The organism is Staphylococcus sp. CWZ226, from assembly GCF_018986355.1.
GTDB classification, from domain to species: Bacteria; Bacillota; Bacilli; order Staphylococcales; family Staphylococcaceae; genus Staphylococcus; species Staphylococcus simulans.
This window is the reverse complement of the sequence record NZ_JAHMSB010000002.1, coordinates 289,380-310,368: the sequence shown is the minus strand read 5'-3', so window position 1 is coordinate 310,368 and position 20,989 is coordinate 289,380. Positions and strand designations below refer to the sequence as shown.

Annotated in this window: 18 protein-coding genes and 1 rRNA gene; 3 read left to right on the top strand and 16 right to left on the bottom strand. The window is 35.6% G+C overall.

From position 1 onward, the window contains the following. From KRR19_RS03250 to KRR19_RS03215, 8 genes are all read right to left on the bottom strand, one after another. Positions 1-77: ribosomal RNA gene (locus tag KRR19_RS03250) — 16S ribosomal RNA — on the bottom strand; the annotation flags it as partial. 429 nt (positions 78-506) lie between these two features. Further along, complete coding sequence (locus tag KRR19_RS03245) at positions 507-1,580, bottom strand: Mrp/NBP35 family ATP-binding protein (protein ID WP_002479500.1); 1,074 nt, start codon at positions 1,578-1,580, stop codon at positions 507-509. A gap of 174 nt (positions 1,581-1,754) precedes the next feature. Then, positions 1,755-3,212 carry an MDR family MFS transporter gene (locus tag KRR19_RS03240; protein ID WP_002479502.1) on the bottom strand — a complete coding sequence of 486 codons (1,458 nt, stop codon included), beginning with the start codon at positions 3,210-3,212 and terminating at the stop codon, positions 1,755-1,757. Positions 3,213-3,294: 82 nt separating this feature from the next. Further along, on the bottom strand, positions 3,295-3,753 hold the full coding sequence (locus tag KRR19_RS03235) for a SepA family multidrug efflux transporter (RefSeq protein WP_002479503.1): 459 nt from the start codon (positions 3,751-3,753) through the stop codon (positions 3,295-3,297). A 103-nt stretch (positions 3,754-3,856) separates the two neighbouring features. Next, complete coding sequence (gene sdrM, locus KRR19_RS03230; RefSeq protein ID WP_156666507.1) at positions 3,857-5,194, bottom strand: multidrug efflux MFS transporter SdrM; 1,338 nt, start codon at positions 5,192-5,194, stop codon at positions 3,857-3,859. An 83-nt stretch (positions 5,195-5,277) separates the two neighbouring features. After that, on the bottom strand, positions 5,278-5,961 hold the full coding sequence (gene trhA, locus KRR19_RS03225) for a PAQR family membrane homeostasis protein TrhA (protein WP_002479505.1): 684 nt from the start codon (positions 5,959-5,961) through the stop codon (positions 5,278-5,280). Between the two features lie 20 nt (positions 5,962-5,981). Next, a complete protein-coding gene (locus tag KRR19_RS03220) occupies positions 5,982-7,175 on the bottom strand; it encodes a UTP--glucose-1-phosphate uridylyltransferase (protein ID WP_156666508.1) in 1,194 nt (397 codons plus the stop codon). Between the two features lie 193 nt (positions 7,176-7,368). Further along, complete coding sequence (locus KRR19_RS03215) at positions 7,369-7,884, bottom strand: metal-dependent hydrolase (protein ID WP_023014944.1); 516 nt, start codon at positions 7,882-7,884, stop codon at positions 7,369-7,371. 189 nt (positions 7,885-8,073) lie between these two features. On the opposite strand from KRR19_RS03215, the gene KRR19_RS03210 reads away from it, so the two are divergent. Further along, entirely contained in the window at positions 8,074-8,334 is a 261-nt protein-coding gene (locus KRR19_RS03210) for a SunI/YnzG family protein (RefSeq protein WP_002479508.1), read from the top strand. A gap of 81 nt (positions 8,335-8,415) precedes the next feature. Here the strand turns inward: KRR19_RS03210 and KRR19_RS03205 are convergent, their stop codons facing one another. Next, entirely contained in the window at positions 8,416-9,507 is a 1,092-nt protein-coding gene (locus tag KRR19_RS03205; RefSeq protein ID WP_060804378.1) for a low temperature requirement protein A, read from the bottom strand. A 149-nt stretch (positions 9,508-9,656) separates the two neighbouring features. On the opposite strand from KRR19_RS03205, the gene KRR19_RS03200 reads away from it, so the two are divergent. Then, a complete protein-coding gene (locus KRR19_RS03200; RefSeq protein WP_023014946.1) occupies positions 9,657-9,992 on the top strand; it encodes a heme oxygenase in 336 nt (111 codons plus the stop codon). Positions 9,993-10,042: 50 nt separating this feature from the next. On the opposite strand, the gene KRR19_RS03195 is transcribed toward KRR19_RS03200, so the two are convergent. The 7 genes from KRR19_RS03195 to KRR19_RS03165 all read right to left on the bottom strand — a co-directional run bounded on the left by KRR19_RS03195 (position 10,043) and on the right by KRR19_RS03165 (position 18,885). Next, on the bottom strand, positions 10,043-11,413 hold the full coding sequence (locus KRR19_RS03195) for a YjiH family protein (RefSeq protein ID WP_105978611.1): 1,371 nt from the start codon (positions 11,411-11,413) through the stop codon (positions 10,043-10,045). A 176-nt stretch (positions 11,414-11,589) separates the two neighbouring features. After that, positions 11,590-12,552 (bottom strand): FecCD family ABC transporter permease, encoded by a 963-nt coding sequence (locus KRR19_RS03190; RefSeq protein WP_002479512.1) that lies wholly within the window; start codon positions 12,550-12,552, stop codon positions 11,590-11,592. Then, positions 12,549-13,580: a FecCD family ABC transporter permease gene (locus tag KRR19_RS03185; RefSeq protein WP_031262415.1), complete on the bottom strand. Its 1,032-nt coding sequence runs from the start codon at positions 13,578-13,580 to the stop codon at positions 12,549-12,551. Before KRR19_RS03185 ends, KRR19_RS03190 begins: the two co-directional genes overlap by 4 nt. Before the next feature lie 25 nt (positions 13,581-13,605). Next, positions 13,606-14,595: an ABC transporter substrate-binding protein gene (locus tag KRR19_RS03180; RefSeq protein ID WP_002479514.1), complete on the bottom strand. Its 990-nt coding sequence runs from the start codon at positions 14,593-14,595 to the stop codon at positions 13,606-13,608. 281 nt (positions 14,596-14,876) lie between these two features. Next, positions 14,877-15,947 carry an alanine racemase gene (locus tag KRR19_RS03175; RefSeq protein WP_023014949.1) on the bottom strand — a complete coding sequence of 357 codons (1,071 nt, stop codon included), beginning with the start codon at positions 15,945-15,947 and terminating at the stop codon, positions 14,877-14,879. A gap of 5 nt (positions 15,948-15,952) precedes the next feature. Next, a complete protein-coding gene (locus KRR19_RS03170; RefSeq protein WP_057509862.1) occupies positions 15,953-17,710 on the bottom strand; it encodes an IucA/IucC family protein in 1,758 nt (585 codons plus the stop codon). Next, positions 17,707-18,885, bottom strand: a complete 1,179-nt coding sequence (locus tag KRR19_RS03165; RefSeq protein ID WP_002479517.1) for an MFS transporter — start codon at positions 18,883-18,885, stop codon at positions 17,707-17,709. Before KRR19_RS03165 ends, KRR19_RS03170 begins: the two co-directional genes overlap by 4 nt. Positions 18,886-18,991: 106 nt before the next feature. Between KRR19_RS03165 and KRR19_RS03160 the strand changes: the two genes are divergently transcribed. Then, complete coding sequence (locus KRR19_RS03160; protein WP_156666509.1) at positions 18,992-20,959, top strand: IucA/IucC family protein; 1,968 nt, start codon at positions 18,992-18,994, stop codon at positions 20,957-20,959. Positions 20,960-20,989: the final 30 nt, after the last annotated feature.

Genomic DNA, 20,989 nt, shown 5'->3' with positions numbered 1-20,989 from the left:
TCGTCTGTTCGCTCGACTTGCATGTATTAGGCACGCCGCCAGCGTTCATCCTGAGCCAGGATCAAACTCTCCATAATAATTTATGATGTTTGACTAGCTCATAAAAACTAATTGTTTTAAAACGTCCATAGGACGTTTGTTAATTTGGAATTAACGTTGACATATTGTCATTCAGTTTTCAATGTTCATTTTTTTCAGTAACGTTACTTATTGTAGCACTTCGTGTTTTCGAAGTCAACACTTAATTAACATTACTTTTACAATTTTAAAATGTTTTCTTCATTTCCGCAAGAGTAAGTTTTACACTCTTGATAACTCGTCGTTTTTTAGCGACTTTATTATCTTAGCACCTTCAAAGTGTTAAGTCAATAACTTTTTTTCAGGTTTTTTAAGTGTTTATTTAACTTGTTTTTCTCGCTCACAAAAATATATTCTAACAGGATTTCAGAAAAACGCAAGAGAAAAACGCAGATTTTTTGAAAAAACCTGCGTTTTATTTAGACTTCTTATTTTTTCATTGTTTTAGTGATAACTTTTTGCGCGATTTGTTGATAAATTTCACCAAGTTGATCATCAGGTTGATAAATAGAAGGTGAAAAATCTTTAGGATCCCATGTAGGTTGTGCTAATGGTAATTGACCTAATAAGTCAGCATTAAGTTCATCTGCTAGTTTTTTACCGCCATCTTTACCAAAGATATATTCTTTATTTCCAGTTTCCTTACTTTCGAAATAAGACATGTTTTCAATAACACCTAAAATAGAATGTTCTGTATGTTTTGCCATTGCTCCAGCACGTGCTGCTACAAATGCTGCAGTTGGATGAGGTGTTGTTACGATAATTTCTTTACTTGATGGCAACATTGTATGTACATCCAATGCCACATCACCTGTACCTGGAGGTAAATCTAATAGTAAGTAATCAAGATCTCCCCATTTTACGTCTGTAAAGAAGTTCGTCAACATTTTACCTAGCATTGGTCCACGCCAAATTACAGGTGCATTCTCTTCAACGAAGAATGCCATAGACATTACTTTTACACCATGACGTTCAACTGGTTTTACTGATTTACCTTCAATGCCTGGTTTATTATCGATACCCATCATATCAGGAACACTAAAACCATAAATGTCAGCATCGATTAAACCGACTTTTTTACCTTCACGTGCTAATGCCACAGCAAGGTTAACTGCTACTGTAGATTTACCTACGCCGCCTTTACCAGATGCAATCGCAATAAATTCAACAGGATTACCTTTTGAAAGCAGACCTTCGATTGTTTGCGGTTGGTCTTCTGCTGGATCATCACCAGTAAACTTAGCAACCGTTTCAGAATCTAATTCTTCAAAACGAATACCAACTGTGTTTGCTCCATTTTCTTTCAATGTTTCAACAATTGCCATTTGCAAGTCTAATTGAGGTTTTCCACCTAATTTTGCCATCGCAATTTTGACACTGACATGTTCAATCTCTTCTTTAATCGTGATATTCACAATACCACCTGTATCTTTAAATGGTACATCTAAAATTGGATCTTTCAGATTCCCCACTAGTTCGTTGACTTGTTCAACTGTTAACAAAGTACGTCACCCCAAATATAAATTAATGTTTACTCTTATTATTTTAACAAACTTAATGTATAAGTGGTAACGAATAATCCAAAGAACTTCCCCTTTCCTAGAAAACCTAACAAAAACCAGCAAAACAATCTATATATTGCTTTGCTGGTTTTATGTTTAAAGATTGATTCAGTTTTAAATTTTACGTGCATTCATTTGCTTTTTAGTTTCACCTTTTATTCTATCTCTAATGAATAAACCTATAATGAAGCCAATTAATACAATAACTGTCACTACACCAAATGATAAATCCACACCACGCGCAATTGCTTCGCGATGGAATAATTCTTTAGAAGCCACTTCATTTGGATTTGGCGCAAATGTTCTTGTTCCTAATGTCATTAATGCAACCATAATCGCTGTACCAATTGATGAAGCCATCATACGAGCGAAGTTCATAATTGCTGTACCGTGTGAAATATCTTTATTCGGTAATGCATTGACGCCCGCTGTATTAAGCGGCATCGCAAGTAATGACACTGAGAACATTCTTAACGCATAAATTAATACAAGATACCAGAATGGTGTATCTACTTTTAAGAATGCTAAGACTCCAGTAAATATAGTCAACATGGTAAAGCCGATAATCACTAATGGTCTAACACCGTATTTATCGTAGAACTTACCGGTGTAGATAGACATCACGCCATTGACCACTGCACCAGGTAATATCACAATACCTGATAAGAAAGCTGATAAGCCCATCGCATTTTGTACATAAATGGGAATCAACAGTGCTGGGCCAATCATTGATGTCATTACGATCATTGAACAAATAGCTGATAGCGTAAATGTTTTGTTTTTAAAGACGCGCAAGTTCAAGATTGGATTCTCGATTGTTAATTGACGTTTCACAAACACCCAAATGACAAATAGGCTGGCAATAAATGGTACATAGAACGTCCAGCTGTCAAAGCCTGAAGAACCCGCACTACTGAATGCTAATAACATTACACCGAATCCGATTGTTGAATAAATCACAGATTTCATATCTAATGTAATATCTTTAGGTTCATTGAAGCTTTTAATACTGATTGCTCCGAAGATATATCCAATTAACGCAATCACAGCTACTGCGATAAATGGTGTACGCCAACTTGAAACATCAATAATCAAACCTGAGACTGTAGGTCCGATAGCTGGTGCGAAGGAAATAACGAGACCAGCTAATCCCATTGCGAAGCCACGTTCATTTTTTGGGAAAAGTGTAAATAAAGTGAATTGCATCAACGGCATAATAATGCCTGCACCCATAGCTTGGATGACACGTGCAGTCATTAAAACACCGAAGTTTGGTGCAATTGCCGCTAATATAGTACCAATTAAAAATATTCCCATTGATGCTAAATATAACGGTCTGGTTTTGATTTTATCCATTAAGAAGGCAGTTAAAGGAATCATGACTCCGTTAACTAACATAAAACCAGTTACTAGCCATTGGGATGTGTTCTCTCCAATGTTGAAACTACGCATGATAGCAGGCAGTGCAGTATTAAGTAGCGTTTGGTTTAATATCGCAATGAATGCGCTCGTAATCATAACTGTGACAATCAAATTTCTTTTTTGCTTAGAAATAGTAGCCTGCTCTGGCATAGATATAAACACTCCTTTATAAACTTACCATAATATAATGCACTAAAAATAGTTAGCAAAGCAAACTAATTGCTCATGCAGGTCACTTATTTCTATTCAAGTCTTCACTATCAGGATAAAAGACTTCCTTACATACGTAAAAGAACGCCATAATCAACATAATGACCCAAAAATCAATGTTGATATATGCATAATGAATATGGACTACAAAATAGAACATTACCGTTGTAACGGAGTATGAAATCAAATGAAAGATTTCACCATGAAAATATGGGCTATGCGGTAATTTCTTTTTGAAATAATCCATCAGATATTCTACTAAGAACATTGTGAAGTAACCTAATACAATATAGCTGCCGTAGTAAAATAAGTTTTGGTAGAAACCTTTGTTATATCCGAAATACCCTAGATGCCAAAAAATAAGCAAACGACTCAATCCAAATAATACAAAGCCTAAAAGTGTGAGGAAAATTGCACCGGAAATCACAAACACTAATAGCACAATTAATGTAGATATTAAATTGAATATATTGAATTTCAAGTTTTCCTCACTCCTTTCGCTCTTTCTTTATACACCCGTATAATAACACAATATGATTTAAGTTATTAATTAAAAATATCCCGCATTTCAGCGGGATACCCAATTAGTCGTTTTGCGTTTGATTTCGATAAAAGACTATCCATAATAGGAATAGCATCATAATAAAGATGATAATCAAAACAACGTTATTTAAAATTCTTGCGCCTCCTACAATAAACGGTAAGGCATACATGCCGCCCATGATTGTAGAACCGATAGAATTACCTAAGTTCTTAGAAAGAGAATAAAACGACATCATCCGCTTCATCTCTCTCGGTGACGTTTCCTCTTGCACAATCACACTGTCCTTCGTATAAACAATACCGAAACTTGCGCCTGCTAACATCAATGTTGCGGCTAATAATATCGGTGCTGCATGTGTAACAAAGACAATCACACTACATAATAGTAAAGAAGTGAATGCGACAAGATACAACGCTTTTCTTGTTAATCCCGCTTCAATACGATGTAAATTGAAGTTAATCAACAACCAAGCTGCTGAAATCGGGAAAACCACAAATCCACTTTGGAGTGGCGATAATCCAATTTCTTCTTGTAAGTATATCGGCATGTATAAGTTATAGCCCATTAAGATCATCGCATATATAAAATCAGTAATAAAAATAATAGTGATGCGACGATTAAATTCTTCAATAGGTAAAAACGGTGTCGATACTTGTTTCTCAACTTTGACAAGTTTATAGGCAAATACGATACCAATCACAATCATGATACCTTTCAACCATATTGATAATGGTGTTGTAATCGCACCTAATATAAAGATAAGAACTAAATAGAAGAAGAACAGACCTTTTTGATCAAATGCTTCTCCACTTGATACTTGTTCCTCATCAAAACTAAAGGTCGTAAATGCCAACACACCAGCAACCACAGCAATCGGAATATTAATAAAGAATAACCAATGCCATGTCGCAAATTCTAAGATTGCACCACCAAGTAAAGGACCGATAATACTTGAAATCCCCCATACACTGCCGACAATCCCCATTATTTTATATCGTAACGGAATTTCAAAGGCAAGTTTCGGTACAATTTGGCTGAGCACCATCATGACACCTGACCCTAAACCTTGGATAAAGCGAGAGATAATTAATAAAGTAAATGTACTGCTTAATCCAGACATCAAACTACCAACACTGAATAATAACAGTCCACCAATCGTTACATGTATAAGTTTAAAACGCGAAAGCAACTCCCCGACTAATGGATTCACAATAACTAAGGCAATAAAATAAATTGAGAACACAAGCGAAATCGAGCTCGTCACGTTTAAATCTGTTTTGATCGTAGGCAATGCTAAAGAAATGATAGATGTTTCGATAGCCGCCATAAACATAATTAAAATCAATGCGGTCACTACACCGATTGACTTCAAATCCATTTTCACACTTTGACACCTCTTTCTTTTTCTCAAATAAGAAAGAGGTCAAGGCTTCTATTCAACAAGAGCCTCAGCCTCTCCCCCTACATAAAATATAAAATTCCGATGAAATGACATAACGATGCTATCACAATAAAAATATGCCAGATCATATGAAAGTACGGACGATTCTTTTGTGCATAGAACCATGCACCAATCGTATAAGCAATACCTCCAAGCAAAATAAATAACATAAATTGCCATGAGGCTTCTCTCCAAATAATCGGAAGATATAAAATACCGACCCAGCCCATAATTAAATACATGAACAAACTGAGTTTAGGATTTACATTTTCAGCAATTGCTTTATACAAAATGCCCCATATCGTAATTCCCCATAGCAACACCATTATAATCCAGCCGAACCATCCGCCGACAACGACTAATGATACTGGTGTATATGTACCAGATATTGCTATATAAATCATACTGTGATCGATAATACGCATAATATATTTATGCGGTGAGTTATTTTGCATCACATGATAAATCGTTGATGAAATCAGCATTAAAAAGATACTGATGACATATATAGATACACTGACTGATGCCAATGTACCGCCATGAATATAACTATGGACTGCCGCATAAGGCAATACGATTAGTGTAATCAAAGCCGCTGCCCCATGTGAGACTGCATTACCGATTTCTTCACCGAATGATAAAGGAATAATATCTTTAAAACGATTGAGACCACGTTCACTACGTGTATTTGAAGTCTGTTTCAACTATGACTCCACCTTTACAGTTAAATAAGATTTAAGCGTTTTAAATCTTGCGTTGCAGTTTCTACACTATCTTTGCCTTCACGATTTTTTAAAGGTGAAAACTCTTCTTCTCTAGGAACTTGCAGTGTAATAAAACTAGTTGCGTATTTAAAGATATCAAAATAGAACAGTTCAAATTTCAATGCAGGTGCTTTCACTACATTAAAGTCTTCATCTAATTGATTCAATTGTTTGATTGCTAAATGATATGGCAATTCACGATTGACTGCTGATTGGATAAATGCAAGTTTGAACGCATGAATACCGATATTCGCATTATGGAATGCATTTACATCTGAATCACCAAGTTCTGAGTATTCTAAGACACTATCTTTACAGTCAATATTGACTAAACGTCCAACACTTTCACCTTGTTTTGGTTCAATAGATTTTGTGCTGATATCACGATTAGCTTCTGCAGTAAATCCTGCAAAAACTGGATCCAATACACGTGCTAAAACATTATCAATATTGTTCATAAAGATAAACTTCACACCGTCTTCTTCCATTTTATCAAGATAGCCGTATGCATCTAACGCTTTAAATACGCCGCCATTTCCGTTTGGCGTTTCCATGACTTCAGCATTTTCTGTTAAGACAATCTCGCCTTTTTCGTTTAAAGCGACAATATTATCTTGTTTGAAGAAATGGATATAGTCAGGGTTATAGCCAAAATAGTTTTGTTGTTCAAAGAATTCTTGCGTTGCTTCATCATTGATATCGCTAGTCATAATATACCAGTCAATTGTGCGTCCAGTTTCTTCGGCTAATTTTAATAGCTGTCTTGCTTGTAGTTCAAATAAGCTGACACCTTCAATTTCAAATGAACCTTTCGGACCATCATAACCAAGACGTGTACCTTGGCCGCCTGCCATTAAGACAACCGCAAATTCACCCTTCTTAATCGCATCGATACCTTGAGCATAAAAGTTATTTAATTCTTCTGTTGAATAATCTTTGCGTACTCTATATTTAACTTCAGTCGCTTCAGATACTTCTTCATTTTTATTTTGAGATTGTTCTACATAAAGTGATTCATACAAATCTAAAATTGCAGATAAGTCTAATGATTGTAATTTAGAAGCAATATTTTCTTTTTCGTTGGAACTCATTAATTTCTCCAATTCTAACAAATGTTGCTGATTGAATTTCTCTAATTTATTCTTATCTAACATGATACCTCTCCTTAAGTTTCTCCGCGATTACCAAGGGTTCTGCCTTTAAATATGTATTTGGCCAACATAAACCCTTCAATATTCTTGAATTATATCACAAATCAATTTTTCAAGCTTGAACCCCCACTTTAAAAAAGCAGAGGTTCTTAAAATCTTCTTTAATCATGTCGATAACACCTTGTCGTTCATTCTTTTATATATTCAAATGAAACCAGTGCATGAACCATTGATTGATGACTTCGCGGAATATAACATATGTTCCGCCAAAAGTAAATGCAGTGGCCAGTGATAAATCTACCATTCCACCAGTTTTAAATTGCATCGGCAGTTTAACTGATAATGGAAATGGATATAATAACTTAACACCTCTCGGCGTCAACATATCTAGAATGATATGAGAAATCATACCGCCGATAATTGCTGTCATATATACAGGAGGTGTATGTATAGTAGATAACAGCAACGCCACAAGTAGCGTAAATAAAATTGAATGTGTAAATGTTCGATGACCGAACAAAAGACGAACAATTAAGCTTAAAAACTTAAAACGACGCCCGATTTTACTTTGTGCATGACAAATGTCAGGCAATAAGCTTCCAGCCCCTGCTAAGACTACAGTGGTGATAGAAGTAAATAAATCGGGATGATAATAGTTGATGGCGAGTGTTCCTATGAGAAACCCGCATGATAAGTGTGTTTTCCCTGTCATCTCTATACTCCTTTCTAGTTGTTTTATTTTATCACAATTTCTTAATAAACACGAACATATTTTCGGACTGTATGTTCGGTTTTTAATTAGTATGACACATTTATAAAAAAAGTATCTCACATTGCTTGAAAACGGTTTCCAAATAGTGTATGATAGCAATACAAAAATAATTAAAGGATGTGTTCCATAATGGCAATGACAGTAAAGAAAAATAATGACGAAGTTCGTATCCAATGGAGAGTAGCAGACATCAAAATCCCAACAGCAGATATTAAAAACATTAGAGAAGATCAAGATATCCATGCGGTACCAGAAGACGATGGCAGAGAGGTATCTCGTATTGGTTCTACATTTGGTAAAACTAACCGCGTTATTATTGATACTGATGATCACGAATACATCATCTTCACTTTCAATGACAAGAAAGTCTATAATGAACTCACAAAATAAATGAATTAAAAAAGTATAAACTAAAACCTTCCGCTTCTAATTCTGAAGTGGAAGGTTTTTTATTGATTAAGTTCTTTTAACTTAATCTGTTAATATATCCCTATTTTCAATATAATACATGCTGCATAGTACGATAATACCTATGATTTGAACTACTGTTATCAAGTGAATATTTGGAATGATAAATCCAATGACTGTAGTTACTAAGATAATGCCAATATACAGACCTTTTTTCTTTGTAATATTGCGATGTAAAATCGTATCAAAGAATACACCAAATAAGAAAACACAAAATGCGACGGTATAACCGATGCCTTCCGCAAAACTTAAAGGATGATCTGATAAGCCTTTATTCATAATCAAGAAAATAAAGTTTGCAGAATAAATAATGAATAAATGCAGGAACATCGTTAAAAAGCCTGTTGCTTCATCTTTCTCCTGATCCAAGCTACCTTTGTAATGGAACGTATAAATCACAAATAAACTAATGACCATTAAGAAATAGACAACATCTAGTGCTTTAAATTGAGAGAGTTCCATATTATTGACGATTTGAACAATCCCTTCTCCAAACAATAAAATCATAAACAAACTCAGTCGTTCAGTTAAATGTTTAAAAATAACTGGATTCTCTTTAGAAGCATTCGCAAAGAATGCAGGGAATGTCGCTGAAATCACGATACCGATAAAATATACCCAAAAGTTAATGCCTTTAGGTAGAAGTAAACCGACTACTGAAAACATGACAGTTAAAACAAGACCTGTTACATACACTTTTAAGAAACGCGCATTAATAGAATGGTCCACAAATTTATAACTTAAAACATACTGAATTATAATACTGATAAAGATAACTGTAGTTGTTGATGCAAACGCAACAAATGTTTCTTGGAAATTACCATTAATCGCTTTAGACAGATATAAAATCAGAAACATATCTATAAATAAAAAGACATATTGATACCATTTCTGTTCAAAGAATCGATTGACCAGCAATGTATGATAAATCCAAATTGAGAAAAATACTAAAAACAACATAAAATTTTTGCCAAGACTTTCCAAGTCGACTAATGAAGTAGAAATATGTTCCACTGTAATATTAATCGTCGAAAGTACATAAACAAAGACCAAATCAAAAAACAGTTCGGCCATACTGACTTCTTTTTTCTTCATTCACTTTTCCCCTATTAATTAAGATTCTTCTTTTTCTTTTTAAATATTGTACCACATGTTTTATAATCAAAATACTGATAATTACACACAATGAACATACAAAAAATCGGGTAAAGAAGATTAACAATAATTTTGAAAGGATGATAGTCTTGTATATTGTCACAAACCAAATAGAAGTGAAAAAAGGCTTTGCTGAAAAAATGGCAGGTCGCTTTACTTCCAACCCTCAATTAAAAGAAATGCCAGGATTTCATCGTGTTGAAGTTTCTTTAGTAGAAGGTGATCAAAAAGATACTGAGTTCATGCATGTTTCAACATGGTGGGCATCTCAAGATGATTTTGAAAATTGGAAGAATAGCGATGCTTTCAAACAAGCACATCAACGCCCTAAATCTTCTGAGTCAAATGCCTCATCAGAATCTCCTGTTGTCGGAAACAACGTAGTAAAATCTCGTGTGTTGTCATCTTTAGGTACATTAGAATAATAAAAAAAGCTGAGTCGAGCAGTTTCTACTGCAAGACTCAGCTTTTATATTTAGAAGTATAAATGTGCCATTAAAGCAATAATTGGTAATACGATAATCGTTCTGAATAAGAAAATCACAAATAATTTCCAGACACTGACAGGAATCTTAGAACCTAAGATAACCCCACCGACTTCTGATAAGTAAATCAATTGTGAAATACTCAATGCACCGACAACAAATAAGGTAATCTGACTCTTCACACCATCAATTAAAATTGAAGGTAAGAACATATCCGCAAATCCGATCAACATAGTTTCAGATGCTCGTTCTGCTTCAGGAATGTGTAAGAGTTCAAGCAGCGGTACAAAAGGTTTCCCAATAATCTCAAAGACAGGTGTATATGTTGCGATAATCGTCGCAAGTGTCCCGATTGCCATAACAACTGGTAAAATTGCGAACCACATATCTGCAACAGTGACCAACCCTGATTTAAAGAATTGCAAAAGGCCTGGTGATTTGATTCCTTTTTCAGTCGCTAGATTAAATCCATGTTTGAAAGCTGATATGCCTTCAGGTTTAGATTCATCTTTCGCATATTCACTGTTTTCAACCGCATATTCATCTGGTACACTGCGTAATGGCCAAATTCTCGGCATAATCACTGCAGCAACTAAACAAGAAACGATAACTGTTAAATAGAAATAGAAGAAATGATTCTGCATCCCTACTGTTTCAGCCACTACAATCGCAAACGTCAGTGAAACAACACTGAATGTTGTTGAAATAACGGTCGCTTCACGTCTAGAGTAAAAGCCTTGATCATATTGCTTACTCGTAATGATAACACCAACTGTACCATCACCGATAAATGATGCAAGGTTATCCACTGTAGAACGGCCAGGCAAAGTGAATAATGGTCGCATGACTGGTCTGAAAATCGGTCCTAACATTTCTAATAAACCGAATTCCATCAGTAACGGTAAAAAGAGTGCCGCAAAAAAGAACACTGAGAATAACGTCGGCAATAAACTAGAAAAGATTAAATTTCCAGTATCGTCTGAATAAATCACTTTTGTACCAATATGTAAAAATGTCATCCATGCAAACACTACCGCTAATAATCTGACAACCAACCAAATCGGCGTCACATTAAACGTATTATTCAATAACCCATCAGACTTTAAGCGCTTCTTTAAGAAAGTCGAACAGCATAAAGTCAAAATACCAGATAATGTAATTACAATTAAAATTAAATACGGCATTGCTGAACCTAATACGTCCTTCAACCAACCCGCTAAAAATGCTACCAATAATGTCGTTTGTTGCTTTCCGTCTTGTGTCACCGGCACCGGTACTAAGAACAACATGATACCGAGCAATGACATGATAATGAACTTCAAACGTCCCTTGAAGATTTCTGATTTTGTATATTTTTCCATAGTCTCTCCCTTTCATTACAATACATTATAAGCGTATTGTAATGGTTAAGCAATAAGAATTTTAATACTTATACATAAATCTGTATAAATTTAACACCTTCAAATTCTAATACCCCAACTTCCCCTATAAAAAAACTGCCTCTCAAGTTAATAAGAGACAGTTGTCTATTTCCCTATTACATTTTGCGTAAAACATAAATAAAGTATGGTGCACCGACAATCGCAATAATCACACCGACTGGAATGTCTAACGGCGGATGAATGCCGCGTGCTAATGTATCACTGACTATAATTAAAATCGCACCGACTAATCCAGACATCATAATGATATGAATATGTTTATGACCGACAATCGAACGTGCAATATGTGGTGCAATCAATCCTAAGAAACTCAGTCCGCCGACAACCGCAATAGAAGAACCTGCCAGCATAACCGCAAGTATCAACATTACCATTTTAACTGAACGAACTCTCGTACCAAGCGCAGTCGCTACTTGATCACCTAAATGAATAATATCTAAACGTTGCGCAAAAAATAAGATAAGCGGTACGGTCACAATAAACCACGGCAAGATTGAAATCACATGGTCCATGGAACGTCCGAATAAACTTCCTGTTAACCATACTAAAGCTAAGTTGGCTTCTAATGGGAATCGAATGAGTAAGTATTGCACAATTGCCATACAAATCGCACCGATGGCTAAACCGATTAACGCTAAGTTTGAACCTTGTACTTCTTTACGTGCGATTAAATAAGATAATAATAAGCTGATGACTAAAGCTCCGATAAACGAAGCAACCGGCAATACATAAATCGGTGCTTTCGGGAAGAGAATCAAGACTGAAACAGCTGCTAAACTCGCACCTTTAGTAATCCCGATTACATCTGGTGATGCTAAAGGATTTCGTACAACACCTTGAATTACTGCACCTGAAATTGCTAAACTGCTGCCGACTAATAAACCGACATAAAGTCTTGGTTCTCGATATTCATTGACGATAAAGTCATCTTGCATAATCCAGCCTTTGAGGGCTTGAAGCGGATTTACAAATACGGCACCCACACATAATGAGAAGATAGAAACGACGATCAATATCGCAATCACAATTATATATTTACGCCCTAAATGTCTTGTCATACTCGTTTCACTCCTCTCAATGTTAAGCCTAAGAAGTAAACTGCACCGACGAAGGATGTCACAATACCGACCGGTGTCTCAAATGGAAATGCAATTAAACGGCTGATGACATCTGATAATAATAAAATGGCAGCACCGAAAATCATCGTCAGCGGTATAATTACAAAGTAATTATGAGAAGTATAATATTTTACAATATGCGGAACAATCAAACCGATAAATCCGATAGGTCCGGCAATTGAAACGGATGCTCCGGCTAAAATTACCACCAACACCCCTAACAATAATCGTGTTAACTTAATATTTTGACCTAGTCCTCTTGCTAACTCATCGCCAAGTTCTAACACTGATATTTGACGTGCCATGAATAATGCACCGATGAATGCACCGATAATCCATGGTGTGATAGACAATACATCTCCCCATTTCAATGTTGAGAGTGTACCGACTAACCAGAAATAAACTGTCGTTGTAGAATCTTCATTTAATAAAATGATACCTTGTGTCAAACTTGTAAAGAACAAATGAACCGTCATACCAGCTAAAGCTAATTTGACTGGTGTCATGCCTTTCGTTGAGTCAGACAACATATAAACAATACTACCGCCAATAAACGCGCCGATAAACGCAAGTAATGTTGAAATTGAAGTCAATGCCGGAAAAATGACTGTAATCACAACAATAATAAATGATGCTCCGGCATTCACACCGAAGATTTGCGGAGATGCCAATGGGTTACGCGTCATTGCCTGCATAAATAAACCAGCAACTGCTAAAGCTGCACCAATCAATAGCCCGCCTGCCATTCTTGGCATACGGATATTATGTATAATAAATGTATTTTTCGTGTCATGATGCCATATTAAATAATCTGCAATATCTTTAAATTTCATATGTGTTGTGCCGACAGTCAAATTGAAATACATCACAATAAAAAGAAAGCACACACTCCCGATAAAGAGGAGTGTGGTGCGTTTTCTTTGTTTCTTTTCAATAAGGCTGTGGCTAGATTGGTTTGTCATAGCCATTCACCCTTCTAATCATCTTAATCGCTTATTTGTTGTTTTGTTCTTTAGATAGTTCTACTAACTCTTTCGCAATTTCTTCTGATGAAATTAAACCACGAGAACGAGACCAAGTACTACGATCTACAGTGTAAACACGTTTATGTTTAACTGCGTCAATTGTTTGCCATACTTTGTCGTTTTGTTGTTTCTCTAATAATGGTTTATCTTTTTCATCAATCATGATGAACATTTGTTTTGGATTTACTTTCGCAATTTGTTCCGTACTCATTTTCAAGTATGGACCATCTAGGTATTTAGGTAAATCTTTTGATACATCTTTATTTAATGCTTCTTTAAAGCCTAATTGATGGAACACTTGACCAACATAAGATTTATCTGAGTGCGCCATAATATCTGTTTTAGTTAATACAGCAGGTAAAGCAGCTAAGTCTTTATCTAAAGTAATATCTTTTGAGTATTTATCCATTTTCTTATTATGTTCGTCTAAACGTTTTTCGCCTTCTTTTTCTTTATTCAAGGCTTTTGCGATTGTTTTGAATGATTCGATGTTTGCATCATAGTCACCATCAAAACTTGGTAATAAGATAGTTGGTGCAATTTTGTTTAATTCTTTATAAATACCTTTATGACGTTGTGCATCCGCAATAATCAAGTCAGGTTTTTCTTTACTGATTACTTCTAAATTTGGTTGTTTACGTGTACCGACTGATTCGTAATTTCCAATTTTCTCACGGATAGGTTTGATAATACGATCTTTTTTATTATCGTCTGCAACTCCTACAGGTTTCACATCTAATGCAGCTAAAGCATCAACGAATGAATATTCTAAAGCAACGACACGTTTCGCATCTTTTTTCACTTTCGTTGTGCCCGCTTCATTTTTTACTGCGATTGTATCATCTGAAGATTTACTATCAGACTCTTTTGAACTATCTTTGCTGTTATTGCCGCAAGCCGCAACGACAGTCAAAGCAAGTACTAACATAAGAATACCAAGAAACTTTAATCTATTCATGTTTCCACTCCTTCATATTGTTAGATGCTCTATGAGACAACAAATGAAATGTAGCTGAAGGTCAACTCAGTTATCTTTCTCGTGCCAAGTTATGTATGAAGGTCGTATGTATCTACGTACCATCCATTTAGATATATCCCATTTATCGCTCATTCAATCATCTTACTTTTTATTTTATTGATAACGATTCTCAATGTCAACATGGTTTTAGCAATAATAAACAAAAAACCGAACAAATTTTGTTCGGTTTACAATATTGTCAATTTTTTTGCCTATGTCTATCAAGGATTAATTTGAACATGATCATGATTGACTTCAAAATGGTCCACTAAAATTTGTACACCAGCATCTCTGATATACACATGTTTCAGCGTCTTTTGATACATACTTTGTGCTAATGCATTATAACCTAGCGTAAACTCAATGATATCTCCTGTTTGATAATAATCTGTGTTTTGTAAATCAATCATGAGGTGATCACTTGTCGCACCCATAATTTTCACTTGATCATTTAAAGGAGTAATATCTTCTATCACAGTATCAATATGACCGATGTCTAAGATGGCCTGTAAATATGAACGATCATGTTGAATATCTATTCTTGGTTTGACTTCTATAATTTCTGCTTTCAAAGTAATCGCATTTTGGAAGAGATAATGAATCGGCTTTTGATCTACTGTACTGATACCGCGAAACAATGACTCACCTATTCTTAAATGGTTGATTCTGCCGAACGTACAATAATCAAGTAATGGTAACGCACTTGAGTTGCCACCTGAAATCATTTTTAAAGTATAACCCGTTTCTTTTTCAACTGCTTGTACAAATTGATTCATACGTAAAATATCTTCTTCAGTCGGCGGAATATCTAAAAAGCACATAAAATTAAAAGCCAGTCCTGTTAAACATATATGAGACATATACATGATTTCTTCTATGTACTTAACAACGTCATACGTTAAGACACCTTCACGACTGTCCTTCCAATCTACCATTAATAATATTTTATGTTTTTTGCCCATTGATTTTGCAGTTTCATTCAATAAGCGAATCGTTTCAAGATCCGTTTGGATACTAATATCAGTTTTCTCAATACAATCTTCTAATTCACTGCGATTAGGCGTGCGGATCAACATATAAGAGAGTGCACCATCATGAATTTGGTCAATATTGACCATACGTGCGTCACCCATCTGATCAAAACCAAGTGTTTTCAATGATTCAACAATCAGCTTATCTCCAGCGATACATTTAATCACTGGCATCATTTCTAAATTTCTTTGTGCCAGCTTTTCTTTCAACATCAATGCATTGAATTGGATTTTGGCTAAATCTATTTCTACATAAGCCATGGGGTTCACTCTCCTTCTTTCAATGGGTTATCTAAAATCGTATTTACGTATTTTTTTACTTTGCCTTCCATGCGCATTCTTAATAAAGATTTCACAGTAATCGTCGTTCCAAAGAGAATTTGGTTCAAGACTGTCGCATGTGGTTTATTCGGATCAATCGCATGGCGTGTAATTTCTTGAACAATCGTAAACAACTCTTGTTCTGTCACATCCTCATGCTGACTCAAATGATAAATTAATTCACCCATTTGATTTTGAATGACTGCGTGTTGAAATTTCGCAATCACCGCTTCAATATCTTCCGCAATTAAGCTTTCATTCTCAACTTTGACATTTGGAATTTTCTCTTTCATCGTTTCTAAATCTATACGAGAGCCGCCTAAATCTCTGACCATAAAGGCCATTTTATAGTCCTTGCCAAGTTTCACAATTGTATTTTGCATGTGCGCTTCTAACGCAATGCCATACTCTTGGATATAGGCAATTAATGGTGGAATTAAAGTATGTGCATAGACTGTCATGAAATGCTTGATTGATTGTGCTGAAATTTCACGATCAACCCATTCTAAGTAACTGTCCACCACTTTCATGTCATCTACAGGATTTTGATTTACTAAACTTGCGGTTACGACAGTTACACCTTCACCATCAATCATCGGACGTTCTCTGACAATATAAGCTAATTGTCGTGCTTGATCTGGTTCAATAGCCGCATGTAAGCCGAACGGTTCTCTCGCCACTTTAAGTTGCGGATAGACGTTCAACATATCTTGTAATTCATAACTCAATTTCGGTCCATCTACTGTCGTGACTGAAGAAACCGTACGAATGGCACTCGTTGCCTGTACTTGAACGGGCAATTTAATATGATAAGGACGCTCTAATAACGCCATCGTTCTAAATGATAAAGTTGCCTTTGACTTCAAAGTGATGGGTGTCGGTATTAAACGTTGTTCCTGAATCCAAGTTTTAAATTGTTCTACAATGACATGTTCATATTGCCATGGATGAATTATGACAATTTCAAAGTCATCGATATCATAACCGAGCGCTTTCGCATAATCTTTCAATTGGGCTTTATCATCTTTTAGAACTTCATTCAATATGAAATCAGGATCAGAAGAAGCGCTGGTTGTCACTGCATCTTCTTTTCTCAGCAACATGACTTTCAATGGAATGATTTGTTCGAACTCTGGCGCATAACGCATCACTTCTTCGTTCGTTAAAGGTAGTTTGGTTTTGGATAATGGATGAGTCGGATGTCCTTCGACAACTAAACTCTCTGAATATAATAAATCATCCATTTCACCTAATGCATTCATATGCGACATCCAAGCAAAATAATTCAAGCTCACTGGCATTCTCGAAAATTTCATACTATCTTGAATGAGCTGATGGCGTTTCTCCATTTGCGCATAAGTTAAATCAAAGCCACGTCGACTATGAATCAACTCTTGTTTTAAACGAGTCGGGAACGCTACTTCAAAATCTTGTTCTAGCGTGTCGATTAGTTGTTCTAAGGATGCTATCGTCTGTTGTTTGTCTCCCTCTTGCAGTTCCAGCGGCCCTTGCATTTGATAGCGTTCAAATGCATATACACCATTAATGCTGACTGAGAGTACTTTACCTTGATATTGAACTTCTAACCGATGATTTTGTTTCGTAATACGTGTGCCTTCGTTAAAAATGTGTTCTTTAATCATGGCGTTGAACACACGATGCTGCATATTGATATCTGCTTGTTGTAATGTTGTTTGTCTCATATTACACTTCCTCTATTCTTAAGTTCTTTCATCCCATAAAAGAGCGCTGCAATGAGTAATGTACTAAGACCCATTGTAATAAATGTCGGTACAATGCCGATAAGTTCTGTTAACGCACTCATAATAACTGCACCTAATGGAATCATGCCGCGATCCATCATCACAATACTTAAAATTCTGCCACGTCTTTCAGGTTCAATATGTGTTTGAAAATATACACGATTCGTTGTCCGTGCACATTGACTAAATAAACCGATTAAAAAGATAAAGCCGAACAGCAGAATTGTATTCGGCATAACTACCATCAGTAATGCGATACCAAACAGGATAGAACTTAAATAGTATACATTAATTGAATAAAATAATTTCAGTATCTGCGGCAATAATAACGTTGCGGTAATACCACCGATAGCACTGAAGGTCATTGCGATGCCAAAGACTGAAGCCTGACCAGGAAAATTCAAACTGGTTAATACCGGTAATAAGGTGGTATAAGAGAAGCCAGTAGCCATAATCAACAATGACGTAATAAAGATATGGAGTCCTTGTCCATGTGTTTTAAAATAATCTTTGACGACCGTTGCAGAGAAACGTGCTGCACCTTCTTCATCTGAAGCTGAAGCGACTTTGAAATGAAGTGGCAAGCATAACAGCATAGCACCTATGTAAACCAAGGTTTGTGCTAAAAATGCATATTTCACATTCAACACTGCGATAATGCCCCCTGCAATCGCTGGTCCGATTGATCGACAAATATTAATGATAAACGAATGATACGATACTGCTTTGACTGTACTGATTTTATCAGATAAATCAGGCAAAATCGCCTGTCTGACAGGTGTCTCTACAGCATTAAGTATGCCCCTTAAACAAGCATAAATCAAAATAATATATATAGGTAATTCCCTGTATTCAAAGCTCAACAAACATAAGATTGCTGTTAAAGTTGTAGAACCTGTGACAGTTATTCGAATTAATCTCCCTCTATCGAATTTATCAGCTAAAGCCCCTGCCCAGATACTTAGAAATAAGATTGGTATCAGTCTGACGAAATTGACCAATCCTAAATAAAAAGCATTGTGATATTGTTCGTATACATACCAATTTAATGCGATTTGTCCGATCCAATTCCCCAAAAACAGTAGGAATGAACTTGGGAAAAAATATTTTGCCATTTTTTATTCCACCTGTCTTTTTAATTGATAATGATTATCATTACCGATATGATGGATTATACAAATCTTTAGTTGTTTTGTAAAATAATTAAATAAGAGGTGTATTATGGAAAATATATTACAACAAACAAATGAACAACCTATAAAGCTCACAGCAGAAGAACAATCTGCTTATGATTACCTTTCTGCATCCCATCCACAATGGGCTGAGCAATTTAAAGCTATTTTACTAACTGCAAGAGACTTGGTTACGAAACGTTTAGTCGTTTCAATTTATCGAGAAAATATGGTCAATCAAGGCCGACAAGCACAAATTATAAATAATACAGATTTACCTTTTGAGCTATCATCGAACACAGGCAAAGTCATGAAGATGGATTGGCCGACATCTAGACTGACACTCTATGCGCCAATTTCAGGATTTCATGCTTTTGATCGTATTGATATGGATGGTCCATTTTATTTCACAGAAATGGATAAACCAGAGACACACCAACGCATTATGCATCCAGAAGAAGTATTAGAAGTGATTTTAACAGAAGCACCTAAATTCAAAGGACCAGCAAGTGATCAATTCAGTGACGATATGATGAATAGTGTAGCCAATATGGCACTCGCACTCAGCTATCAACATATCACTTTAAAAGATGATACACGTGCTATGTTCGATATTATCGCACACGCATCAGATAGTTATTTATGTTCTGAGCAATCAGTCATTGAAGGTCACCCGCTTCACCCAGGTGCCAAATTACGCAAAGGTTTAACACCACAAGAAAACATTCAATATTCATCTGAATTCCAACAACCCATTGCATTAAAATGGATTGCGGTACACAATGACCTCGTTCGTACACAAACACTTGAGCATACATATAATGAAACGCTCTTTAAAAACTTCGAAGGTTTAGAAAGTGCCTTTAACCAAGCAATCCCTTCAGATGAACACAATCATTACAGCATTATTGTGTTACATCCTTGGCAATATGATGAGATTTTAGAACGTGACTATGCACAAGAACTTGATGCAGGTCAAATTAAGACAATCCCTTACGAAACATCTTATTATGCAGGACTGTCATTTAGAACTTTAATGCCGAAATGGCCAGAAACAACACCGCATGTCAAACTCTCAACCAATGTGCATATTACCGGAGAGATTCGAACATTGTCAGAACAAACAACGTTTAATGGTCCACTTGTGACGCATATCGTTAACCAGATATTGACTGAAGACCCTTTATTTAAAGATATTCAAGCTTCTGGAATTTCTGAACTAGCGGGTATTCATTTCTATCACAAACAAGATCAAGGCGACTATCAAACAGAACGCAGTGAACAGCTTGGTTCACTCTTAAGAGAAAATGTTTATCACTTAACAGCACCTGATACTATTAACATCATTCCATCAAGTTTAGTAGTTAGTAATCCTAACGCTGAAATTGCAGTGATAAATTCGTTAATTGAACGTTATCAAAGTGCGAAGCAAACAGAATCTTTTGAAGCTGCTTCAGAAGCTTGGCTTGCTGAATATGCGCAAGCATTAGTCGATATTGTGATTCCATTAATGGTGAAATATGGTATTGCTTTAGAAGCACATTTACAAAATGCAGTGGCTTCATTCAATGAAGATGGCAGCTTAAATCATATGTTCATTCGTGACTATGAAGGTTTACGTATTGATGAACAACAACTCAACGACAGTGGTTTCTCTTCAGAACATTTCCATGAAAAATCACGTATCTTAACTAGCAAATCAACTTCAGTATTCAACAAGGCGTTCTATTCAACTATCCAAAACCATCTTGGAGAGCTAATTTTAACAATCGCGCAACATACACAAGAAAGCATGATATCAGAAAACAAATTATGGGATGTCGTTAAACAGATTACACAAAAGAAATTCAATCAAATGCAAGCAGATCATACGATTGATAATGAACGTTTAGCTGACATCAAACACACATTCTTTGATGAAACGATTGATTATAAATGTGTTACTACTATGCGCTTAGAAGATGAAGCACATGACTATACGTATGTAAAAGTTAAAAATCCTTTAGCAACAGAATAAAAAATGTATCAAAAAAAGGGCGGTATTTTG